The sequence below is a fragment of the Thermomicrobium sp. CFH 73360 genome, assembly GCF_023806465.1.
Taxonomy (GTDB): Bacteria; Chloroflexota; Chloroflexia; order Thermomicrobiales; family Thermomicrobiaceae; genus Thermomicrobium.
In genome coordinates this window covers 235,856-255,631 of sequence record NZ_JAMSLS010000002.1, presented here as the reverse complement: position 1 = coordinate 255,631, position 19,776 = coordinate 235,856, and the positions used below count along the sequence as shown (strand labels likewise).

The 19,776-nt window shown below is 62.4% G+C and carries 21 protein-coding genes; 12 read left to right on the top strand and 9 right to left on the bottom strand.

Going from position 1 to position 19,776, the window contains the following annotated elements:
- Positions 1–14: 14 nt before the first annotated feature.
- The 12 genes from NET03_RS04525 (at position 15) to NET03_RS04470 (ending at position 11,008) form a co-directional block, all read left to right on the top strand.
- Positions 15–1,439 carry an amidase gene (locus NET03_RS04525; RefSeq protein WP_252127706.1) on the top strand — a complete coding sequence of 475 codons (1,425 nt, stop codon included), beginning with the start codon at positions 15–17 and terminating at the stop codon, positions 1,437–1,439.
- Positions 1,436–1,972, top strand: coding sequence for a tRNA (adenosine(37)-N6)-threonylcarbamoyltransferase complex ATPase subunit type 1 TsaE (tsaE, locus tag NET03_RS04520; RefSeq protein ID WP_252127705.1), 537 nt, complete (start codon positions 1,436–1,438; stop codon positions 1,970–1,972). The genes NET03_RS04525 and tsaE overlap by 4 nt, the downstream gene beginning before the upstream one ends.
- Positions 1,938–2,666: a tRNA (adenosine(37)-N6)-threonylcarbamoyltransferase complex dimerization subunit type 1 TsaB gene (gene tsaB / locus NET03_RS04515; protein WP_252127704.1), complete on the top strand. Its 729-nt coding sequence runs from the start codon at positions 1,938–1,940 to the stop codon at positions 2,664–2,666. The genes tsaE and tsaB overlap by 35 nt, the downstream gene beginning before the upstream one ends.
- A 4-nt stretch (positions 2,667–2,670) precedes the next feature.
- A complete protein-coding gene (gene rimI / locus NET03_RS04510; RefSeq protein ID WP_252127703.1) occupies positions 2,671–3,351 on the top strand; it encodes a ribosomal protein S18-alanine N-acetyltransferase in 681 nt (226 codons plus the stop codon).
- Positions 3,348–4,445, top strand: a complete 1,098-nt coding sequence (tsaD, locus tag NET03_RS04505) for a tRNA (adenosine(37)-N6)-threonylcarbamoyltransferase complex transferase subunit TsaD (protein WP_252127702.1) — start codon at positions 3,348–3,350, stop codon at positions 4,443–4,445. The genes rimI and tsaD overlap by 4 nt, the downstream gene beginning before the upstream one ends.
- A 6-nt stretch (positions 4,446–4,451) precedes the next feature.
- Positions 4,452–5,249, top strand: coding sequence for an inositol monophosphatase family protein (locus tag NET03_RS04500; RefSeq protein WP_353655775.1), 798 nt, complete (start codon positions 4,452–4,454; stop codon positions 5,247–5,249).
- Positions 5,246–6,196, top strand: a complete 951-nt coding sequence (locus NET03_RS04495; RefSeq protein ID WP_252127700.1) for a histone deacetylase family protein — start codon at positions 5,246–5,248, stop codon at positions 6,194–6,196. Before NET03_RS04500 ends, NET03_RS04495 begins: the two co-directional genes overlap by 4 nt.
- A gap of 22 nt (positions 6,197–6,218) precedes the next feature.
- The gene (gene hisH / locus NET03_RS04490) at positions 6,219–6,863 is read left to right on the top strand and encodes an imidazole glycerol phosphate synthase subunit HisH (protein WP_252127699.1); all 645 of its coding nucleotides are present in this window, start codon (positions 6,219–6,221) and stop codon (positions 6,861–6,863) included.
- Positions 6,860–7,594 (top strand): 1-(5-phosphoribosyl)-5-[(5-phosphoribosylamino)methylideneamino]imidazole-4-carboxamide isomerase, encoded by a 735-nt coding sequence (gene hisA, locus NET03_RS04485; RefSeq protein WP_252127698.1) that lies wholly within the window; start codon positions 6,860–6,862, stop codon positions 7,592–7,594. Before hisH ends, hisA begins: the two co-directional genes overlap by 4 nt.
- Before the next feature lies 1 nt (position 7,595).
- On the top strand, positions 7,596–8,711 hold the full coding sequence (locus NET03_RS04480) for a coiled-coil domain-containing protein (protein ID WP_252127697.1): 1,116 nt from the start codon (positions 7,596–7,598) through the stop codon (positions 8,709–8,711).
- The gene (gene hisF / locus NET03_RS04475; RefSeq protein ID WP_252127696.1) at positions 8,711–9,499 is read left to right on the top strand and encodes an imidazole glycerol phosphate synthase subunit HisF; all 789 of its coding nucleotides are present in this window, start codon (positions 8,711–8,713) and stop codon (positions 9,497–9,499) included. The genes NET03_RS04480 and hisF overlap by 1 nt, the downstream gene beginning before the upstream one ends.
- A 219-nt stretch (positions 9,500–9,718) precedes the next feature.
- Positions 9,719–11,008 carry a C40 family peptidase gene (locus NET03_RS04470; RefSeq protein ID WP_252127695.1) on the top strand — a complete coding sequence of 430 codons (1,290 nt, stop codon included), beginning with the start codon at positions 9,719–9,721 and terminating at the stop codon, positions 11,006–11,008.
- A 75-nt stretch (positions 11,009–11,083) separates the two neighbouring features.
- Here the strand turns inward: NET03_RS04470 and NET03_RS04465 are convergent, their stop codons facing one another.
- The 9 genes from NET03_RS04465 to NET03_RS04430 all read right to left on the bottom strand — a co-directional run bounded on the left by NET03_RS04465 (position 11,084) and on the right by NET03_RS04430 (position 19,773).
- Positions 11,084–11,875, bottom strand: coding sequence for a DUF2182 domain-containing protein (locus NET03_RS04465; protein WP_252127694.1), 792 nt, complete (start codon positions 11,873–11,875; stop codon positions 11,084–11,086).
- Between the two features lie 89 nt (positions 11,876–11,964).
- Positions 11,965–12,504, bottom strand: coding sequence for a DUF1326 domain-containing protein (locus NET03_RS13760; protein WP_353655784.1), 540 nt, complete (start codon positions 12,502–12,504; stop codon positions 11,965–11,967).
- 198 nt (positions 12,505–12,702) lie between these two features.
- Positions 12,703–13,605: a DUF2705 family protein gene (locus tag NET03_RS04460; protein WP_252127693.1), complete on the bottom strand. Its 903-nt coding sequence runs from the start codon at positions 13,603–13,605 to the stop codon at positions 12,703–12,705.
- Between the two features lie 10 nt (positions 13,606–13,615).
- Positions 13,616–14,533, bottom strand: coding sequence for an ABC transporter ATP-binding protein (locus tag NET03_RS04455; RefSeq protein WP_252127692.1), 918 nt, complete (start codon positions 14,531–14,533; stop codon positions 13,616–13,618).
- A gap of 44 nt (positions 14,534–14,577) precedes the next feature.
- A complete protein-coding gene (recA, locus tag NET03_RS04450; RefSeq protein ID WP_252127691.1) occupies positions 14,578–15,636 on the bottom strand; it encodes a recombinase RecA in 1,059 nt (352 codons plus the stop codon).
- A gap of 234 nt (positions 15,637–15,870) precedes the next feature.
- Positions 15,871–16,206 (bottom strand): cyclic-di-AMP receptor, encoded by a 336-nt coding sequence (locus tag NET03_RS04445; protein ID WP_252127690.1) that lies wholly within the window; start codon positions 16,204–16,206, stop codon positions 15,871–15,873.
- A gap of 47 nt (positions 16,207–16,253) precedes the next feature.
- Positions 16,254–17,858 (bottom strand): ABC transporter ATP-binding protein, encoded by a 1,605-nt coding sequence (locus NET03_RS04440; protein WP_252127689.1) that lies wholly within the window; start codon positions 17,856–17,858, stop codon positions 16,254–16,256.
- Positions 17,855–18,850 carry a CbiQ family ECF transporter T component gene (locus NET03_RS04435; RefSeq protein ID WP_252127688.1) on the bottom strand — a complete coding sequence of 332 codons (996 nt, stop codon included), beginning with the start codon at positions 18,848–18,850 and terminating at the stop codon, positions 17,855–17,857. Before NET03_RS04435 ends, NET03_RS04440 begins: the two co-directional genes overlap by 4 nt.
- Entirely contained in the window at positions 18,847–19,773 is a 927-nt protein-coding gene (locus tag NET03_RS04430) for a hypothetical protein (RefSeq protein WP_252127687.1), read from the bottom strand. The genes NET03_RS04435 and NET03_RS04430 overlap by 4 nt, the downstream gene beginning before the upstream one ends.
- Between the last annotated feature and the right edge of the window lie 3 nt (positions 19,774–19,776).

Sequence of the window (19,776 nt, the reverse complement as noted above, 5' to 3'; positions counted from 1 at the left end):
AAGGAGGGAGCCCGGTGAACGCGGCGCAGCTGGAGCTCTGTTTCCTGTCCGCCACTGAGCTCTTGGAGCAGTATCGTCGGCGTGCGCTCTCGCCAGTCGAGGTCATCGATACAGTGCTCGAGCAGATCGAACGGCTCGATCCTGTGGTGCGGGCGTTTCTCACGGTCACAGCGGAGCAGGCGCGACGGCAGGCGGTCGAGGCGGAGTACGCGTATGCGCATGGCGACCGGAGGCTTCTTCTTGGGGTACCGGTCTCTATCAAGGACGTAACCCCAGTAGCCGGGGTCCGTTGGACCAGCGGCTCCTTGCTCTGGAAAGACCGCATCGCCGAGGAAGATGCTCCGATTGTCGAGCGGCTGCGCGCTGCGGGAGCGATTTTGCTTGGCAAAACGAATACACCGGAACTGGGGTGGAAAGGCGATTCGGGCAATCGGCTGATTGGTCCGACCCGAAATCCATGGCAGCTCGAACGTACCGCTGGGGGTTCCAGTGGTGGGGCAGCAGCGGCCGTTGCCGCCGGTATGGGGCCGCTTGCCCAGGGAACGGATGGGGCGGGCTCAGTTCGTATCCCGGCCTCGTTCTGCGGCATTGTCGGGTTTAAACCGTCGTTTGGGTTGGTGCCATACTATCCGCCGAGTGCAGTGGAGCTCCTCGCACATGTTGGGCCAATGGCGCGAACGGTTGCGGATGCAGCACTGATGCTCGCGGTCATGGCCGGGCCTGATCCACGCGATCGGCACTCCTTGCCGGCGAGCGGGGTCGACTTTACCGCGCTGGACGGCCAACTGCAGGGGACGCGTGTCGGCTGGCTCCGGCGCGTCGGTGATGTGCCGGTGGATCGAGAAGTCGAACGGGTGGTTCAGGAAGCGGTCGCGGTCTTCACAGAACTCGGTTGTGTCGTCGAAGAACTGGAGGAGCCACTGGAGGATCCATATCCTATCCTCGATGTCCTGTGGTCGACGGCCATGGCCGCTGTCCATCGTGAAGATCTGGAGCGGGTGCGGGAGTTCCTCGATCCTGGCCGGTTGGCAGTTGTCGAGCGTGGACAAACCTGGCGGGGTGTTGACGTTGCTTGGGCATTGGCAGAGCGGAACCGTTATGCCGAGCGAGTGCGACGCCAGCTCACAGGGTTCGATCTCGTTGTGAGCCCGACGACACCAATACCTGCCTTTGCGGCGGGAGCGGATCATCCAGGTGTGATCGAGGGGTATCCGACGACGTATCTGAGCTGGACACCGTTCACCTACCCGTTCAATATCACAGGTCAGCCGGCGATAAGCGTCCCATGCGGGTTCACGCGTGATGGGCTACCTATTGGTCTGCAGATTGTCGGCCGCTGGCGCGAGGACCTTCGCGTCCTCCAGGCAGCGGCAGCATTTGAGCGCGTGCGCCCATGGACACAATGGCGGCCGCCCATGACGAGTGGAGGAACACGATGAGCGAGCGCATGCCATCTCTCGATTTGGTGAGTCATAGTCCGGACCAGACCCGGCAATTCGCAGCGACGCTTGCTCGTCAGCTGCGGGGTGGTGATGTGCTCCTGCTGCAGGGACCACTTGGCTCCGGCAAGACCACATTTGTCCAGGGCCTCGCACGCGGGCTCGGCGTTCGCGAGTACGTGCAGAGCCCGACCTTCATTCTTGTTATGGAGCATCGCGGGACACTCCCCGACGGGAGTCCTGTGCGGCTCTATCATGTCGACCTCTACCGGCTCGAGGAGCCGAGCGAATTGGCGACGTTTGGGCTGGATGACTGCCTCAGCGATCCGCACGGCATCGTGGTGATCGAATGGTCGGAGCGGTTACCTGCAAGTTGGGTCGACGATTATGTGGTCATCCGCTTCGAGCCGCTTGCGGAGACCAAACGGCGACTCGCCTTCTATCCGTTCGGTGAGCGGGGACGAGCGATTGTTGAAGCGCTCCGAAAGGAGGTCGTTGGTGGGACGAAGCGGTCAGCTGCTCCTCGCACTTGAGACCAGTGGGGAGCAGGTGGCGATGGCACTCTATGACGGGAGCGTGATCGGCGAGCTCCTGTACGACGCCGGGCGAGAGCATACCGCGACTGTCCTCCCGCGGATCCGAGAGTTGCTGGCGGACAACCGGCGGAGCATCCGCGACGTGGGTGCGGTTGCTGTGACGACCGGGCCAGGAAGCTTCAATGGACTGCGAGTCGGGATGAGCATCGCCAAGGCGCTCTCCTACGCACTCGATGTGCCACTCCTCGGTGTGCTTACCCTGGATGCACTCGCCTATCCTCATACGGCGCTCGGGCGTCCAATTCGCGCGTTCGTTGTTGCAGGACGCGGCCGTGTGGTCTACGCGGACTACCGGCGGCAAGGAGTGGCTTGGGTACGCGATTCGTCCCTGCGGTCAGTGCGGATCGAAGAGCTGGCAGAAGGATTAATGAGCCAGACTGTCCTCGCTGGGGCACTCCCTGGTGAGCACGAGCAGCTGTTGCGGGGGCGCCCAGCGATCATCTTGCCACCGCCTAGCCTGCGACAGCTGCGTCCAGCGTGGATTGCCGAACTGGCCTTCCACCGCTGGCGAGCAGGAGAAGCTGATCCGGTGGCTGCTTTGGAGCCGATCTACGTGCACGGCGGCGGAGCCGAGATCGTCCCTCCGGTACAATTGCCGGTGAGTTACGAGGTCCGGTCCGGTCAGGAGTAAGAGCGTGAAGGAAGCGTCGCAACTACCAAGCGCCGAACCGCAAAGCGAGGTTCGGCGGTATCTGTTGGCACCGATGCGGAGCGACGACGTTCCGGAAGTCGCTCAGGTGGAGCGTCGCTGTTTCACGAACCCGTGGCCGGAGTCGGCTTACTATCGCGAGCTCCGCGAGCCGGATCGGAACTACTACATTGTCTTGCGTTGGCAGGTGAGCCCGTCTGACGTAGAACCCGAGCCGGCTGTGAGCGGCGGAACGCTTGCACGGCTGCTCCGCATGGCTCGGCCGCGTGCGAGTACCCAGCCAGTCGTCGGTTTCGCTGGCATGTGGGTCATCTATGGCGAAGCGCACGTCACGACTATTGCAGTGGCGCCGGAGCACCGGCGGCTGGGACTGGGTGAGGTGCTGTTTCTCACGTTAATCAGTGAGGCGATGCGTCGCGGTGCCGAATTTGTGACGCTCGAGGTGCGTGTTTCCAACGTGGCGGCTCAGTCGCTCTATGCCAAGTACGGCTTCACGCGCCGCGGTGTCCGGCCACGCTACTATAGCGACAACGCAGAGGACGCGTACATCATGACTTCGCCACCACTGCGGGATCCGAACTATCGGCAGCACCTGCTCCAGCTGCGTGACCAGCTGCTTGCCCGACTCGCGGCGGAGGGGATCGAAATCCTGGAGGAAGCGGCGTGATTATCCTCGGCATCGAGACATCGTGCGACGAGACCGCAGCAGCAGTTGTACGGGATGGGCGGTTTGTCCTCTCCAATGTGATCCGCTCGCAAGTCGACCTGCATGAGCGCTACGGTGGTGTGGTGCCGGAGCTCGCCTCACGGCGCCATGTGACGACGATCGTTCCGGTCATCGACCTTGCGCTCGAGCAGGCAGAGGTTGGTCCCTCACAGATCGATGCGGTGGCCGTGACCGAAGGGCCGGGCCTGGCCGGATCACTCCTGGTTGGTGTCAATGTCGCCAAGACACTGGCGTTTGTCTGGGAGAAGCCCCTCATCCCGGTCAATCACTTGGAGGGGCATGTCTACGCGAACTGGTTGACACTCCCCGGACAGGAGGAGGTGCAAGAACCGTCCTTCCCGCTTGTCTGCCTCATCGTCTCGGGTGGACACACTGAGCTCGTCCTGATGCGCGGGCATGGGGACTATATCCTGCTTGGTCGAACGCTCGACGATGCGGCAGGCGAGGCGTTCGACAAGGCGGCGCGCTTGCTTGGCCTCGGTTTCCCTGGTGGACCGGCGATCCAGAAGGCGGCGGAGCGAGGACGTCCGGGACGTTTCAGCTTGCCGCGGGCATGGCTGGGTGACAGCTATGACTTTAGTTTCAGCGGCTTGAAGACCGCACTGCTGCGCATTCTGGAACAGTATCAGCGTCGTCCACCGCGTCGCGTCACGACGCGGCAGCCGTTTCCGGAATATGTGGCGCCGGAATACGGACCGAACGTCCCGATTGCTGATCTGGCTGCTGAATTCCAAGCAGCAGTGGTCGACGTGCTCGCCGAAAAGACCGCTCGTGCTGCCCGAGAGTTCGGCGCGACAATGGTTCTCCTCGCCGGTGGAGTCGCCGCCAACGCAGCGCTCCGGCAGCGGTTGCACGAACTCAGCCCTGTGCCCGTGCGCTATCCAGCGCCGATTCTCTGCACGGACAACGCAGCGATGATTGCAGGAGCCGCCTACTATCTCGCGCAGCGCGGTGTGCGGGCAGATCTTGACCTCGATGTGCAGGCGCAGCTGCCGCTGGTCACCCGCACGCTCATACAGACAGCGGTACCGTGAGAGGTGATGCAGGCGATGGCGACGATCCGTGCCGTGGGAGTCGCTGCTGCGTTGGCAGCAGGGCGACTGCTCCGCGAGCGAATTGGTCGAGTCCGTGAGATTCGCTACAAAGGCGCAGTCAATCTTGTTACCGAGGTCGATTTGGCGAGTGAGCGACTGATTGTGGAGACAATCCGTGCTGCCTTTCCTGACCACGCTCTCTTGACTGAGGAGGGGACAGAGCAGGGCACGCTCGATGCCCCCGCGCTCTGGGTGATCGACCCGCTTGACGGCACCACGAATTACGCCCACGGGTACCCGATGTTTTGCGTCTCCATTGCGTTCCTGCGCAATAGGACACCAGAGTTCGGTGTGGTGTACCAACCAGTGCTGGACGAACTCTTTCTCGCAGAGCGGGGAGTGGGTGCCTTCCTGAACGGGGAGCGGCTTTGCGTCTCAGGCCACCAGGAGCTCCGCAGCGCTCTCTTGGCCACAGGTTTCCCGTACGATCGAGAACGCCGTCGTCAGGCGTTGGCGGCGTTTGGGCGGTTCACGTTGACCGCCCGTGCAGTGCGGCGGGACGGTAGTGCTGCGTTGAACCTGGCCTATGTTGCGGCGGGGCGGTTCGACGGCTTCTGGGAACAGGAGCTGTCACCCTGGGATACCGCTGCAGGCGTGCTGCTTGTGGAAGAAGCTGGCGGACGTGTGACGGACTACTTTGGGCACCCGTACGAGTTCGACCAAGGAACATGCGTTGCCTCAAATGGACTCATTCATGACGCGATGCTCGAACTTCTCCGAAGGACCAACGAGGTGGCGGAGTGAAGGCGGACAGCCAGACGCTGCTTGTAACATCACGCATCTTTCTCGAGCATGAAACCGGCGATCATCCAGAGCGCCCCGCGCGGTTGGAAGCGATCCTCCGCTACCTCGAGCGGACGGCGCGGCTCGACGATCGACGCATCCTTGAGCCTGATCCGGCGGACGAGGAGACGATCGCGCTTGTGCACACACGGGAGTACATCAGCGAGTTGCGCGAATTCGCGGCGCGTGGCGGCGGATGGCTTGATGCTGATACGGTCGTGACCTCGCGCTCGTTCGATGTCGCGCGGCTCGCAGTCGGAGCGGCGATTCAGGCGGTCGATGTGGTGCTGGCTGGTGAAGTGCCACGCGCCTTCAGCCTCGTGCGCCCACCTGGTCACCACGCTGAACCAGATCGCGGGATGGGATTCTGCCTCTTCAACAACGTTGCGATCGCGGCGCAGTACGCACTTGAGCGACATGGACTGCAACGCATCGCCATCATCGACTGGGATGTCCACCACGGCAATGGTACGCAAGCGGCGTTCTACCGGACCGATCGGGTCTTCTTTGTCTCGATCCACCAGTGGCCACTCTACCCTGGAACAGGCCGTGCCGATGAGATTGGTGAGGGGCCTGGCCGCGGATACACCTTGAATATTCCACTCCCACCACGCAGTGACGACCGTGTGTATCTTGAGGTGTTCGACCGTGACATCGAGCCGCGGCTCGCGGCCTACCGACCTGAGCTCGTGCTTGTCTCAGCGGGCTACGACGCGCATTACGCCGACCCGCTGGCGGCGATGGCGGTGACAGAGCATGGCTTTGCGGCGATGGCGTCGCGCGTGCGGTGCTGGGCCGAGGAGTGGTGCGGCGGGCGGCTCGTGCTCATTTTAGAAGGCGGTTACAATCTGAGTGCGCTCGCCTCGAGCGTTGGCGTGACATTGGATGCGCTCGACGGGCGTGCATGAACACAAGAGCGCGAGGAGCAGCATGGCAATCGTCGTCGTCGATTACGGCGCGGGGAATCTCGCTAGCGTGGTCAACGCGCTCAAACGGATCGGCGCTCCGGTCGTCGTCAGCCACAATCCGGTGCTTCTCGAGCAGGCTGACGGGGTCATTGTGCCCGGTGTTGGCGCTGCTGCCGACACGATGCGGCAGCTTCAGGCACTCGGGCTCGTGCCGGCGTTGCTGAGCGCGATTCAGCGCAGGATTCCGTTTCTGGGGATTTGTATGGGTCTCCAGGTCTTGCTCGAAGTGAGTTACGAGGGGGGCGAGCACCGCTGCCTCGGGGTCGTTCCGGGCATTGTTCGCCAGCTGCCCAGTGACGTTACGGTTCCTCACATGGGTTGGAACGAGGTCTGGCTGCATCGTCCCCACCCGCTTTTTGCAGGAATTCCGAACGGAACAGACTTTTATTTCGTTCACTCCTTCTACGCTGAGCCGCAAGATCCGACATGGGTGCTTGGCGAAACTGACTACGGCGTCCGCTTCGCGAGTGTACTGGCTCGTGACAATGTCATGGCGACGCAGTTCCATCCCGAGAAGAGTGGAAGCTGGGGACTACAGCTGCTCGCGAACTTCGTGCGGATCGTTGAGCGCGCGCAGCACAATGCCGCGATGGAGGCGAGCACGTGATCGTCATCCCAGCGATTGATCTCCGGGGCGGGCGGTGTGTCCGGCTTGTCCAGGGAGATTTCTCCCGAGAGACGGTCTATAGCGACGATCCTTTGCGTGTCGCCCGCCTGTGGGCGGAGTGCGGCGCGCGCTGGCTGCATGTTGTGGATCTTGACGGAGCGCGTGTTGGGCAGCCGCTCCAGGTTGGGCTCGTTGAGCAGGTGGTTCGAGCTGCTCCGGAGCTCTTGGTGCAGGTTGGGGGAGGCGTCCGTTCGCTGGAGACGATCGAGCGTCTCCTCATGACCGGCGTTGCACGAGTGGTGATTGGGACGGCAGCGGTCGAGCAGCCGGAGTTCGTGGCAGAAGCAGTACGGGTCTTCGGGGCCGAGCGCCTCGTGGTCTCCGTCGATTCGCGCGATGGATGGGTGGCGACGCATGGATGGGAGACACTGCAACCAGTGCGCGCGGTCGATCTCGTCGGGCGCCTGGTGCAGTTTGGTGTGCGGCGCATCCTCGCGACAGATGTCGCCCGTGACGGCATGCTGACACGCCCAAACCTTGAGTTGATGGCTCAACTGGCGAGCCTCGGAGTCGCAGTGATTGCCTCCGGTGGGGTTAGTAGTCGAGCAGATCTTGAGGCGCTCGCTCAAGTTCGCGGTGTGGAAGCAGTCGTGGTCGGGCGGGCTCTCTACGAGGGACGCCTGCGGTGTGAGCGGCCGGACGATTGGATTGTCGCCGGGGGAGCAGTGTGACATGGAGCGGCGCCCCGACAATCCGGACTTCATCCAACAAGCGCGGGAAGAAGAGCGGCGGCGTCGTGAGGAGGCGCGGCAACAGGCCATGCAGAGCCAGCTTGACGAGCTGCGTCATCGGGTCCGCGAGCTGGCCGCCCGACTGCTGCGCTTAGAAGAAGAGCTCAAGGCTGCGGAAGCAGACTGGGCTGAGCAACGGCAAGCGCTCGAGCAACACCGTCATGAGGCACAGCAGGCCCAGCAAGCTCGGCAGCTCGAAGAAGCGCGTTTCCGCCAACAGTTGACCGAGCTGTCCTTGCGCGTCGACGACCTTGCCCGTCCCCTTCGCACACTCCAGGCCCAGGTCACAGAACTCCTGGAGGCTGTCAGACGCCAACGTGAAGATACCGGCCAAGATTCGCGGCGTTACGACGAGCTGCGCGTCCTCATCGAGCACCTCGCTGCGCACATCGAGCGACTCTCGGCCACTGACCAGTCACTGCGTGGAGGTCTTGAGGCGGTCACAACCGAGGTCGAGCGGCTGGGGCGTGAAGTCACGCGTCTTCACGATGCGATCCGGATCGTGGAGCAGGACGTGCGACGACGTGTTGCCGAGGCGATGCAGGTCATCGAGACCCTGCAGGTGCAACTAAAAGAAGGCGCTGCGCACGATACGCGACTCGAGGAGGAAGTCGAGCGCCTGCGGGAGGAATTGGTGGCGCTTTCTTCGCAGCTCGAGGAACTCCGAGCCGTTGGGCAGCGGCTTGGTTCTGAGATTGAGCGCGTGCGCAGTCATAGCACCGAACGGGACGAGCTGCTCTTGGAACGGGTCGATGAGCTCCGGCAGCAGTTCGACCAGGCACTGCGCGATCTGGCCGCTGTCGGTGACCAGCGAGCGCAACGGGTGACCGAGGAGTTCGAGCGCCTGGCGGCAGTCGATCGCGAACTCCGTTATCGGATCGACCTCATCGATGTTGCACTCGAGGAACTGCGCGAGATCGACCGGCAATTGCGGGCCGAATTGTGGCGTCTCCTCGAACAACGGGTACGTTTGCGTTTTGAGCAGGCGCAGCAAGAACTCGAACAGTTTATTCAGCAACGACAACGGGCCGAACGTGGTGAAGGGGCGGCCAGCTGATGCTGAAGCGGCGTATTATTCCTTGCCTCGACGTCACAGCGGGACGCGTCGTCAAAGGTGTGCAGTTCCTTGACCTGCGCGATGCGGGAGATCCGGTTGAGTTCGCTGCCCGGTACGATGCCGAAGGTGCCGACGAGCTCGTGTTCCTCGACATCACGGCCTCTGCTGAGGGACGAGAGACGATGGTCGACGTTGTCCGGCGGACGGCGCAGGAGGTCTTCATCCCGTTGACTGTCGGAGGTGGCGTGCGGACACCGGAGGACATGTACCGGTTGCTGCGGGCCGGAGCGGACAAAGTGAGTGTCAATACGGCTGCAGTGCTGGACCCCGAGCTCATTCGGACATGCGCGCAGCGGTTTGGAAGCCAGTGCGTCGTTCTGGCGATCGACGCCCGCCGGCGCCCGGATGGAGGCTGGGAGGTCTACACGCATGGGGGACGGCGTCCGACTGGGCTCGACGTGATCGAGTGGGCACAGCGCGGGGTCGCGCTTGGTGCTGGTGAAATCTTACTCACCAGTATGGACACAGATGGCACACAAAGTGGGTATGACTTGGAGCTCCTGCGCGCCGTCGTCGAGGCCGTTCCAGTTCCGGTAATCGCCTCCGGAGGTGCGGGAACGCTCGAGCATCTCTACCAAGCGTTGACGATCGGCCGGGCACATGCGGTCCTTGCTGCCTCCATCTTCCATTTCGGCCGCTATACGGTCGCGGAAGCGAAACAGTATTTGGCCGAGCGCGGTGTGCCGGTGCGGCACGTCCGAGCTGGTGAAAATCATGCGCGGGCCTGAAATCACGCATTTTTCCCTGCCGAAGCTGGACGAATCTCCCATTTCTCATCTTGACAGCTGTGACGAGGCGTGGTAGTCTGCGGGCGACCGGACGGGGACGGCGGGATCCCGTCCGTACGGGGGATCGTAGGGAAGCGCGGTAGCGCTCACCTGCGAAGCGTCTGGTCAGTGGCCCGGGGCGCGACGGATCTCGACGAGCGTCTGGGAAGGGGAGCTCGGTTGGGGAAGAGACGACTCCCGTCATGGTGGATCGCCTCGCTTCTCGCGTTTCTTGTTGCACTCGTCACGCTTTCCCCAGTCCTCGCGGCAAACGATCTTGTCATCGGTGCGCTCGGCCAAGTAGCTGGGACGAACGGTGACGGAGTGAACGTGCGTTCCGGCCCGGGTCTCAGTGCAGTACGCATTGGGGGGCTGCCCGAAGGGGCGCGGGTTCTGGTATTGGAGGGACCACAGTCAGCTGCAGACGGTTCGCAATGGTACCGGGTGCAGGCAGGTAGTCTGGATGGATGGGTACTCGCAGACTACCTCGCTCGCGCGGTGGCAACAGCGGGCGATACGCTCGAGGTCAGTGGCACGGGCGGCTATGGGTTGCGGCTCCGAGCAGAGGCGCGGGCGGATGGAGCGGTGCTTGCCATCATGCCCGAAGGTGCGCGGCCCGTGGCGACCGGCGCTCCAGTGCGTGATAGTTCCGGGACTGAGTGGATTCCCATTCGGTACGAGGGACAGGATGGGTTCGCGGCGGCAGCCTATCTTGTGGTCGTCGCGGGAGACGCGGACTCTGGAGCCGCGGGAGCTGTCGCACAGGTCCAGCCGATCTCGAATTCACCGGCGATTCGTGTCGGTGGAAATGTGGAAGTGGTGAACACCGACGGTCAGGGTGTGAACGTGCGACATGGAGCGGGGTACGATCAGCCGATCGCGGCCGTCGCGCCCGAAGGGACAGTGATGCGGGTTATCGGCGGCCCACAGACCGACGGCCAGGGAATTACCTGGTGGCAAGTCGACTACCGTGGACTCCAGGGTTGGGTGCATGGGGGCTACCTCGCGCCCACCGATCGTGAGGCCAGCGTACCTGCTGCGGTTCCCGCACAAACCAGTGCTGATGCAGCGCCGACGCCGCCACCAACCAGCAGCGTGGGTGAGCAAGTCGTCGCGACGGCGATGCAGTACCTCGGTCGGCCGTACGTCTGGGGCGGTACAACTCCAGCTGGCTTTGACTGCTCCGGCTTCGTCTACTTTGTGGTGAACCAGGTGCTTGGTGGTGGCTTCCCGCGTAGTCTCGAGGCGCAGGCTGTAAGCGGTGTCTACGTTGATCCTGACCATCTGCAACCGGGTGACTTGGTGTTCTTCCAGAACACGTACAAGTGGGGACTCTCCCACGTCGGCATCTACATCGGGAACGGCCGCTTCATCCATGCCGAGAACTATGCCACCGGTGTGACGATCAGCGACCTCTGGGGCGATTACTACGGGCCACGCTACTACACAGCACGCCGTGTCGGCTCCTGACAAGCAGCTGTGGGGCATTTGCGCGCGCAGAAAGGCGCGGGGGAAACGCCCGGCGCCTTTTCGTCTGCTGGACGTTCACAGTCCCGGCATGGTCGGGAGGAACTCTGGACGGACGAAAGCAAGCGTGCCGTAGAGGAGTAGAGCCGTCGCACCAGTAAAGCGCGCGATGCGTCCGAAGGGAAGCGCCTTCTCCGCGACGATCAAGAACGTGACAAGGGCCATTGCTCCAATGTTCATGAATCCCAGCGGAAGAAGAAGGACGAACAGCATCCAGCAACAGCCCAGACAGTACAGGCCGTGGCGAAGGCCGAGTGTGAGTGCGCCCCGATAGCCATCGCGCCAGTGTGCGAGCAGGAAGTGAAAGGGGGAGCGGCATTTGGTGAGGCAGGCTCGTTTCAGTGGCGTGAGTTGATAGACACCGGCGGTGAGAAGCAGCACGCCACCGAATCGAACAATCGTGGCAGGGGACAAGGAGAGAAGACTGATCAGCCACTTGCTGAGTACTGCCACCACGTAGACCACGACGCCAAAGAGCAGCCACACGACGAGATAGGGAGAGACGAAGAGCCACGTCGGAACAAACGGCTGGCCGCCTCCCCGTCGTTCGGAGGCAAGACGCGCGAACATCGCGATCATCGGAGTGGCTGCCGGGAACATCATGGCGACCATCATGACGAGCCAGATGAGGAGAAACATGACTGGTCCGAGGCCCATCGTGAGGCCATCACTCATGGGATCCGTCGGCCACCGGAGCAGTATCGACCAGCTCGCGGTCGCAAGGAGCACCAGGGCAAGGATGACAGGCACCTGCTGCCTGCGGAAGGAGCCCAGAGGAAGGTGGGGACTCGTTCGCACATTACCGGCCATGGCGTACCACCACGTTGTGAGACGAACAGCTACTCAAGTGGAGAACGGTTGCTTCACCACGCCAAGTGAAGCGGCTCATCCTGCCGGAGTCACCGTTCCACTGCCGCATGTCGGGATCGGGGAAGACGGTGCCGCGTGTCTTGGCTGGCTGTCCTTCTGCCACGTCGAAGGCTCCCGTCGCCTCGGCGGCGACAACACGAGTGAGCTGGCCAGACGGATGCGAGCGGGGAGAACAGTGAACAATAGCGACGTCGCCGAGACGGACATCGATCGTCTCTCCACGCTGCCAGGAAATGGGAAGGGTCTTCGTTGGGAGAATTGTCTGGGATGAGTGGCCCCAACCCGTCTAGAGGCCTGGCTTTCTGGCCCGAGAGGATCGCTTTGAGTTCGCGGCGCTGCTTGGGTGAAGCTTGCTCATCGACGTTGAGCCGAACCGTCAGATTGCCGTCAATGAACGGCCCCGGAACCGTCGCGGCAAGGATGACTGCCCGTCCTGACAGGTCGACGCCATCGGACGTTCCACGCTGAATATCGAACACGAGTGCAGTGCCACACCAACCGAGATCTGGCGTGACAGAGAGATCAAACCAACAAGGACAAAGTAAATCGCAGCTGCATGACTCTAACATGTGATCAGAAATCTCACAATACATGAGAACGTACATTATGAGAAGAATCTACACGTCAAGAGCTACTAGGGGAAAAGGTACAGTGACCGTGTACAGTCCTGTGGTGTTCAAGAACTGTTCATTGTGCTACCGAAACGCGTCGACCTCGTGCCGTGAGGGCTTTTCGGGGAAGAGTGCCAATGTCAAATTGGTTGGGGGTCAAGAACTCGCTGGGCGCGTTCCTACGTCGCGACGGATCGCCGCAAGCGCGAGGGCGAGAAAGCCAATTGCATAGGCTGCGAGGACGAGTGCCGCGCGCCAGGGATGTGCCTCAGAAGCAGGGAGTTCTCCCAATTGAGCTGATGCGGCGAGGAAGGTGCGCGTCGTCAGTCCCGTGAGTTCGTTCGCGTTGGCTCCAAGGAGTATCCAGTCGATGATGGAGGCGATCCACGACCAAGTCGTGTTAGCGAGCATCGGACGAAGCAGTTGGAACATGCCGAACCCGACTTGCTCGACGATGACATACGCCAGCACAGTGCCCATGGCCAGAGCAGAGGAGCGGAACAGGATCGCCAACGCGGTCGCAGCCAGAACATAGGGGACAGTCGCCCAGAAGGACCGCACGAGTCCAAAGAGAAGATCAAGCCAGCGCTCGCGGATCCACTCAAGCGGGATGGAACCGTCATGCAGCTGCGATGCCACCGCGCCGAGGAGGAGGCCAAGAGCGACCGTTGGCAAGAGATAGAGGACAACCAGCCCTATCGTCACGGCTGCCTTCGCCAGGACGAGCTGACTACGCGACGCCCCACGGCAGAGGAGCGGAACGATCGTTCCCCAAGCGAACTCCGTACCGGCCGTGCTTGCAGCGACAACAAGGAGAGCGAAGACTCCGGTCGAAGGGAGGAAGTTCAATGCATCAGCGACTGCGCCAGGCAAGGTGACCAGGTCGACAAAGGGATTGACAGGTATGGGTTGCTGGTCCGCCGCGGGCAGAGGGACAAAGGAGACCGCAATCAACAAGATGCGCAGCGTCGCCATGATGGCGAGGAGGATGCCCAGCGCGATCCACGTCATTGGTCGGCGGGTGACCTTGAGGACTTCGGCTGCCAGCAGTCCACGCATCGCTGTTCCCTTATCTCGTGTCGCTCGTTCGTTGGAAGAAGGCCGTCACGAGGTCACCTTCGAGTGGACGCAATTCACGGAGGTACAGCCCGTGCTGCACAAGGAACACACTGAGCTCCGGCAGGTACTCCGGGGAAAGTCGCACCTCCAAGTGGTCGTCGTGGCGATCGACACTTTTGATCCACTCTGGCCGAGCTGGCCCACTCAGCAGGAGAAATGCGCGGTCGTCGGCGACGGTGCGAACGAGGACGCGGAGTTCCCCGGGGCGGAGTAATCGCTCGATCGGGCTGTCTTCAATGAGCTTGCCCCGATGGATGATCAGGACGCGTTGACACAGTTCCTGTACGTCGCGCAGCAAGTGGCTGGAGAGGAGGACCGTCTTACCACGCGCGACAAGGTCGCGCAAGAGTTGGTGAACGCGCTGCTGACCAAGCGGATCGAGTCCGTTGGTCGGCTCGTCAAGCAAGAGGAGTTCCGGATCGCCGAGCAGTGCGTTGGCCAACGAAAGCATCTGGCGCATCCCCTGAGAGTAGGTACGGAAGGGGCGCCCGGCGTGCTCAGTCAATCCAACTGTCTTCAGGAGTCCGTCAATTTCACCCAGGTCTGCTCCGTAGACACGTGCCATCACCTCGAGATTCTGCCGGGCGTTCAGATATGGGTAGAAGCTAGGGACCTCCGGCATGAGACCCACACGGCGGAGAGGTGTGCGATCTTCCTCGAGTGGCCGGCCCAAAAGAAAGATCCGGCCGGCAGTGGGCCGGATTAAGCCAGCAATCATGGAGATTGTTGTGGTCTTGCCTGCGCCGTTCGGCCCGAGAAGTCCGACCAGTTCACCCGGCTGAAGCGAGAAAGAGATACCGTCGACTGCGAGCCGATCACCGAAGCGTTTCGTCAGGCCTTCGACGCGAAGTAGGGCACTTTCCGTCACCGGACTAGCCCTTCGCTCGGGATCTCTGAGTTACGCTGAGCGTATCATTCGTCGAAGAGCGAGGTCAACGTTGGTTCCGGCTCCTCCGTTGCGCCTCCATCGTAGTGCATGCGTCCACGGAGTTCGGGTGCAGCTTGCCGGATACGCTGCTCAATCTCGCGCATCAGTTCCGGATTTGCCTTCAGAAATGCCTTGGCATTCTCCCGGCCTTGCCCCAGTCGCTCCTCACCGAGGTAGTACCATGCACCGCTCTTGCGGATGATTCCCAGATCGGTCGCCACGTCGAGCAAGTTCCCCGCAACCGAAATGCCTTCGTTGTACATGATGTCGAACTCAGCCTGGCGGAAGGGTGGCGCAACCTTGTTTTTGACGACCTTGACACGCACCCGCGTGCCGACCGTCTCGTTCCCCTCCTTGATCGCATCGACCTTGCGGATGTCGAGCCGCACCGAGGCGTAGAACTTGAGCGCGTTGCCGCCAGTCGTCGTCTCAGGATTACCGTACATGACGCCGATCTTCATCCGAAGCTGGTTGATGAAGATGACCGCGGTCTTGGAACGACTGATCGCACCGGTCAGCTTGCGTAGTGCTTGGCTCATCAAGCGTGCTTGCAGCCCAACGTGCGCATCACCCATCTCCCCCTCGATCTCGGCGCGAGGAACGAGCGCGGCAACCGAATCGATCACCACCACATCGACTGCGCCAGAGCGAACGAGCGTTTCGGTGATCTCTAGCGCCTGCTCCCCGGTATCGGGCTGTGAGATCAGGAGGTTGTCGAGGTCGACCCCGAGTCGCTCGGCATAGACCGGGTCGAATGCGTGCTCGGCGTCAATGTACGCCGCGATGCCGCCCATTCGCTGGGCCTGCGCGATCACGTGCAGCGCCAGCGTCGTCTTCCCGCTTGACTCTGGTCCGAAGATCTCAGTGATCCGCCCGCGTGGGATCCCACCAACCCCCAACGCCAGGTCAAGTGCGATCGCTCCGGTCGGGATGACATCCACCTGGAGCTTGGACGCATCCTCACCCATGCGCATGATCGCACCTTTGCCGAAGGTCCGCTCAATCTGAGAGATCGCGAGTTCGAGTGCCTTCTGCCGATCCATCTGCGTCGCCGCCTTCCTCAGCTCGTCGAGTTGGAGGTAGAACCCATGTTCGAGTCCTGGTCAATCCTACCGCGTGAGATCGGGGCTGTCAATCGTTCCTCACACGCGGCAGTTGGCCGCTTCCCCTCCTGATCGCTGTCCGGTAACCGTCACCACCCAACGAACCAGTCATGTTTTCTTGTCCCGAACGCGTCACGAGTTGACAATTCCGTTGACCAGGCTTCCCTGCGCTACTCAGCCATCGATCCGTTCCATGCGCTCGACGGGAAGGATGAAAACTGTCGCACCGCCGACTTCCACTTCAAAGTTCTCGGGGAGCCAGAGAAGCCCCGGTTCCATTGCGGGGGCGTAGGGGATCACAATCTCCTTGCGCTGGCGACAGGTGCGTCGGATAATCGACAGGACCCTCGGGATATCCCGCTCCTCAACGCCAAGGAGCAAGCTCGCATTCTCACGTCGCAGGAGCGCGCCGCTACTTGCGATTCGTGTCACCCGGAACCCCTCGTCGACCAGTTCGCTCACGAGCCGATCTGCATCTTCTGCTTGCACGATCGCAATGACGAGTTTCACTGGCGTATCCTATCGACGTTATCGACGCCCAGAGTATAGCCGATTGCTCAATCGAGCGGTGGAGACACCGCCGCAAGCACGTGGAGTACATCCTCCAGGTCAAGGAACGCGGGGCCGAAGATCCGACTGATGAGCGGGGCATAGGCGAAACTCTCCCCCAGTACCTGCTCTGGTGCCCCTTCCGCGATGATGGTGCTATTCCCGAGAAGCAAGATACGATCGGCAACTGCCGCTGCGAAGTCGACGTCGTGTGTGGTTATGATGACCGTTGCCCCCCTAGCGGCGCGCTGACGCAACTCTTTCACCAACCGACGCTTGACAGCCAGGTTAAGCCCCCGAGTCGGCTCGTCAAGGACGATCAGGTCTGGAGTGCCGATGAGTGCGACTGCCAGCGCGGCACGCTGGCGTTCCCCGCTGCTCAGATCAAACGGGTGGGCAGAAAGGAGTGGCGCAAGCTCGAACATGTCGACCATAGCCTGGACGGCATCGTGAGCACACTCACGACTCCGACGTGCCAGCTCGAGGTCGTCGGCGAGTCGCGTCGCAAGGAGGAGAGCCCCGGGGAACTGCGGCACGTAGGCCACCCTGCGCAGCTGTTGGCGAAATGCCGGCTCTCCCGGCTTATAGCCAAACAACCGTACTCGGCCGCGCTGGACAGGTTCAAGCCCGAGTGCAGCTCGCACCAGCGTCGTCTTTCCCGCCCCGTTCCGTCCCACAATCACAGTGACGCTGCCGCGTCTGAACACGACGTCGATGTCGCGGAGCACGACGCGATCGCCACGCTGACAGGTGACACCCTCAAGCGTTAAGACCACTTCTCCGCCGGCGACGTACCTTTTGGCCCGGGACGGGAACGTGTGGCGTCCCAGGCGTCTCTTGGCGTCAGCGACTGTGAGTGCTGGTGGCGACCAGCCGAGTGCCTGACTGAGCTGGACGAGTACAGGTGGATCGGGAAGAAGGGCGGCAGTCTCAACGGGCGGCCCATCGGCGAGCAGCTGCCCTTTCTCGAGAACTGTGAGTCGTGTCGCACTGCCCAGCAGACGATCGAGCCGGTGCTCTGCCAGGATAACCGTTACGCCGAGTTCGTCGACAAGCCGGCGGAGGACCTCGAGCACCGACTCGGCAGCCCACGGATCGAGTTGGGAGGTCGGCTCATCGAGCAGCAAGACGCGTGGGCGGAGCGCGAGTGCTGCAGCCAGTGTGACGCGTTGCCGCTCTCCGCCGGAAAGCGACTCTATAGGCCGCTCGCGCAGATGTGCAATCCCAAGCAGATCAAGGGCTTCTTCCACCCGCGCGGCAACAGCCCCGGCGGAATAGCCAAGATTCTCGAGCGCGAAGGCGACCTCGTCAGCGACGCGGTCAAGCAGTGTCTGCGCCTCCGGTTCCTGACTCACGTAACCGACCAGGTCGGCGAGGTCAGCTGGGCGGTGGGAGCGTGTGTCGCGACCGCCAATGACAACGCGGCCCCCAAACCAACCACCATAGAAGTGCGGTACGAGACTGACCAAGCTGCGGAGCAGGGTCGTCTTCCCGGATCCCGTAGTACCCGCAAGGAGAACAAACTCGCCCTCTCCAACGAACCAGTGCGGCGCGATCAGCGCGGGGGACTGGCTGGCGGGATACTGGTAGCGGAGTTCGATCACCTCGATCACGATCGTCCTCCGCGTAACGCGAATGCCGGAGCGGCCAGGAGGAGGTACGAGGCACCGGCAAGTAGTGAGAAGCCGGGCCAGTGCAGCGTGGGATAGGGCGAGTAGGTGAGATCAGCGGCCGGATCGCGTAACGCCCAGACGAAGCCTGCCGCGATGAGTCCGAGTAGGAGCGCCGTCACGCGTGCTGACCAGGGCCACGGCAACGCACGCACTCCCGGCAGAGCAGAAAATGCTGCACCTGCCAGCCCTACGGCAAGACCGCTCAAACCCAATGCCAGGATGATCCCCGATCCGGCGATGCTCCCACCAATGGCGATCACCCCCCCGGCGAGGAATGCGAGCGACCCGAGCCGTGTGCGCTGACTGCGACGGCTGGCAGCAGCAAAACCACGCACCTCAAGCGTCTCGGCTACGGCTACGCTGTAGTCCATACCGCGTACCAGGACAGCGTTGATCAGCATGCGGAGATGCACAAGCGGCTGCTGAGCGAGCCCACGGAGCCGGATTGCCTCTTCGGCATCACGTGCGGCTGCAGCGAACGTCGGAAGTGCGTTGAGCGCAATCGCGAGCGTCGTCGCGAGCACGCGCTGTCTCCTCGGAACGAGCCGCAACGCCTCATGACGGTCTAGGACAGCATGAAGAAGGCTTATGCCGATGAGGACGGTGGCGAGCGCAATGCCTGTGAGTGCCCCATACAAGAGGGCATTGAACGTCAGTGGCCCGCCGACGACTGGCCAAGGCGGCAACCGTGTGATGACCCGATCCCCGACGTGCGCAAGAAGTACGTTGACAACCGTACTCCAACCGATCAGGACAAGTGCTGCCAAGACTGCGAACCGTGGGGCGGCTCGGCCCAGCGGGCGTGTCGTGTCGACGGCGGTTCGGACGGTCAGTACTGCCAGCAGGGCAAGCGCCAGGTAGAAGGGATTCCGCGTCACCGAGATCGCCAGTGCCATGAGGGTGGCCCAGGCCAGCCAGAGTGCCCCGTTCATCGCCTCTTCCTCCAGCGGAGACGGAATGCGGTCCCAGCGAGGCCCAACGCACCTAGACCAACGAAGGCAATGGCTATCCAGGGTGGACCGCTTGCATTGCTCTCCGGTGTCGTTGGTGGGGTTACCGTGGGCACGGTGAGCTGGCTTGGAGTCGTCGCCTCGACGACCGGAGACAAGGGTGGTACCGATGGACGTGCAGGTGTCGGCAGCGACGGAACACTCGGGACTACGGTAGCGGTGGCAGATGGGAGTATCGGCGTCGGTACTACGCGTGGGGGCCCGGTTGGAGTCGCTTGCGGGGTCGATGGTTGAAACGGCGTCGGGGTTATGAGCGTCGCGGGCGTGGTGGGTGACCCAGCAGGCAGTGGTGGCAGCGGTGTTGGAGTTGCATGTACCCCTGATTCTGGTGTCGGCACTGGCGATGGCTCTCTTGTCCGCTCGAGGCCGTGCGCACGCGCAATGTCATCGATGGTCACCGCCGGGAGTCCGCTCTCGCCGCTCGTCCACGACCAGCCATCGACATCGCCGTCTCTCAAGAGACGGTTTGACGCGCCGACCGGATGGAGCGCCCAACGACCGTCTGGGTTTAACCCATAGTAATGCCAGAACCATGCCGGTTGCTGCTTGGCTTGACAAAAGCAGTCCTCTGCTGGGCAACCTTCTCCATCAATTGCGCAGACAGCCAGCCCTAGCCCCCCGAACGGGGCGACAGTGATTGGAATGCCAGCGCGCTGGAGGAGCTCGATCCCCGTGATTGCTGGTTCGTCAAACTGTACATAGGCTGTGAGGACGCGTCCGTCGCCAAAGCGCACGACGAGTCCAGCACCGTTTGGCCGCTCGGCGAGCGAAGGTGGGCTGCTCGCCCCCGCCAATGGTACGAGGGCGAGCAGGAGCGCAAGGAAGAGGTGGGAGAGGGGCCGCATTCT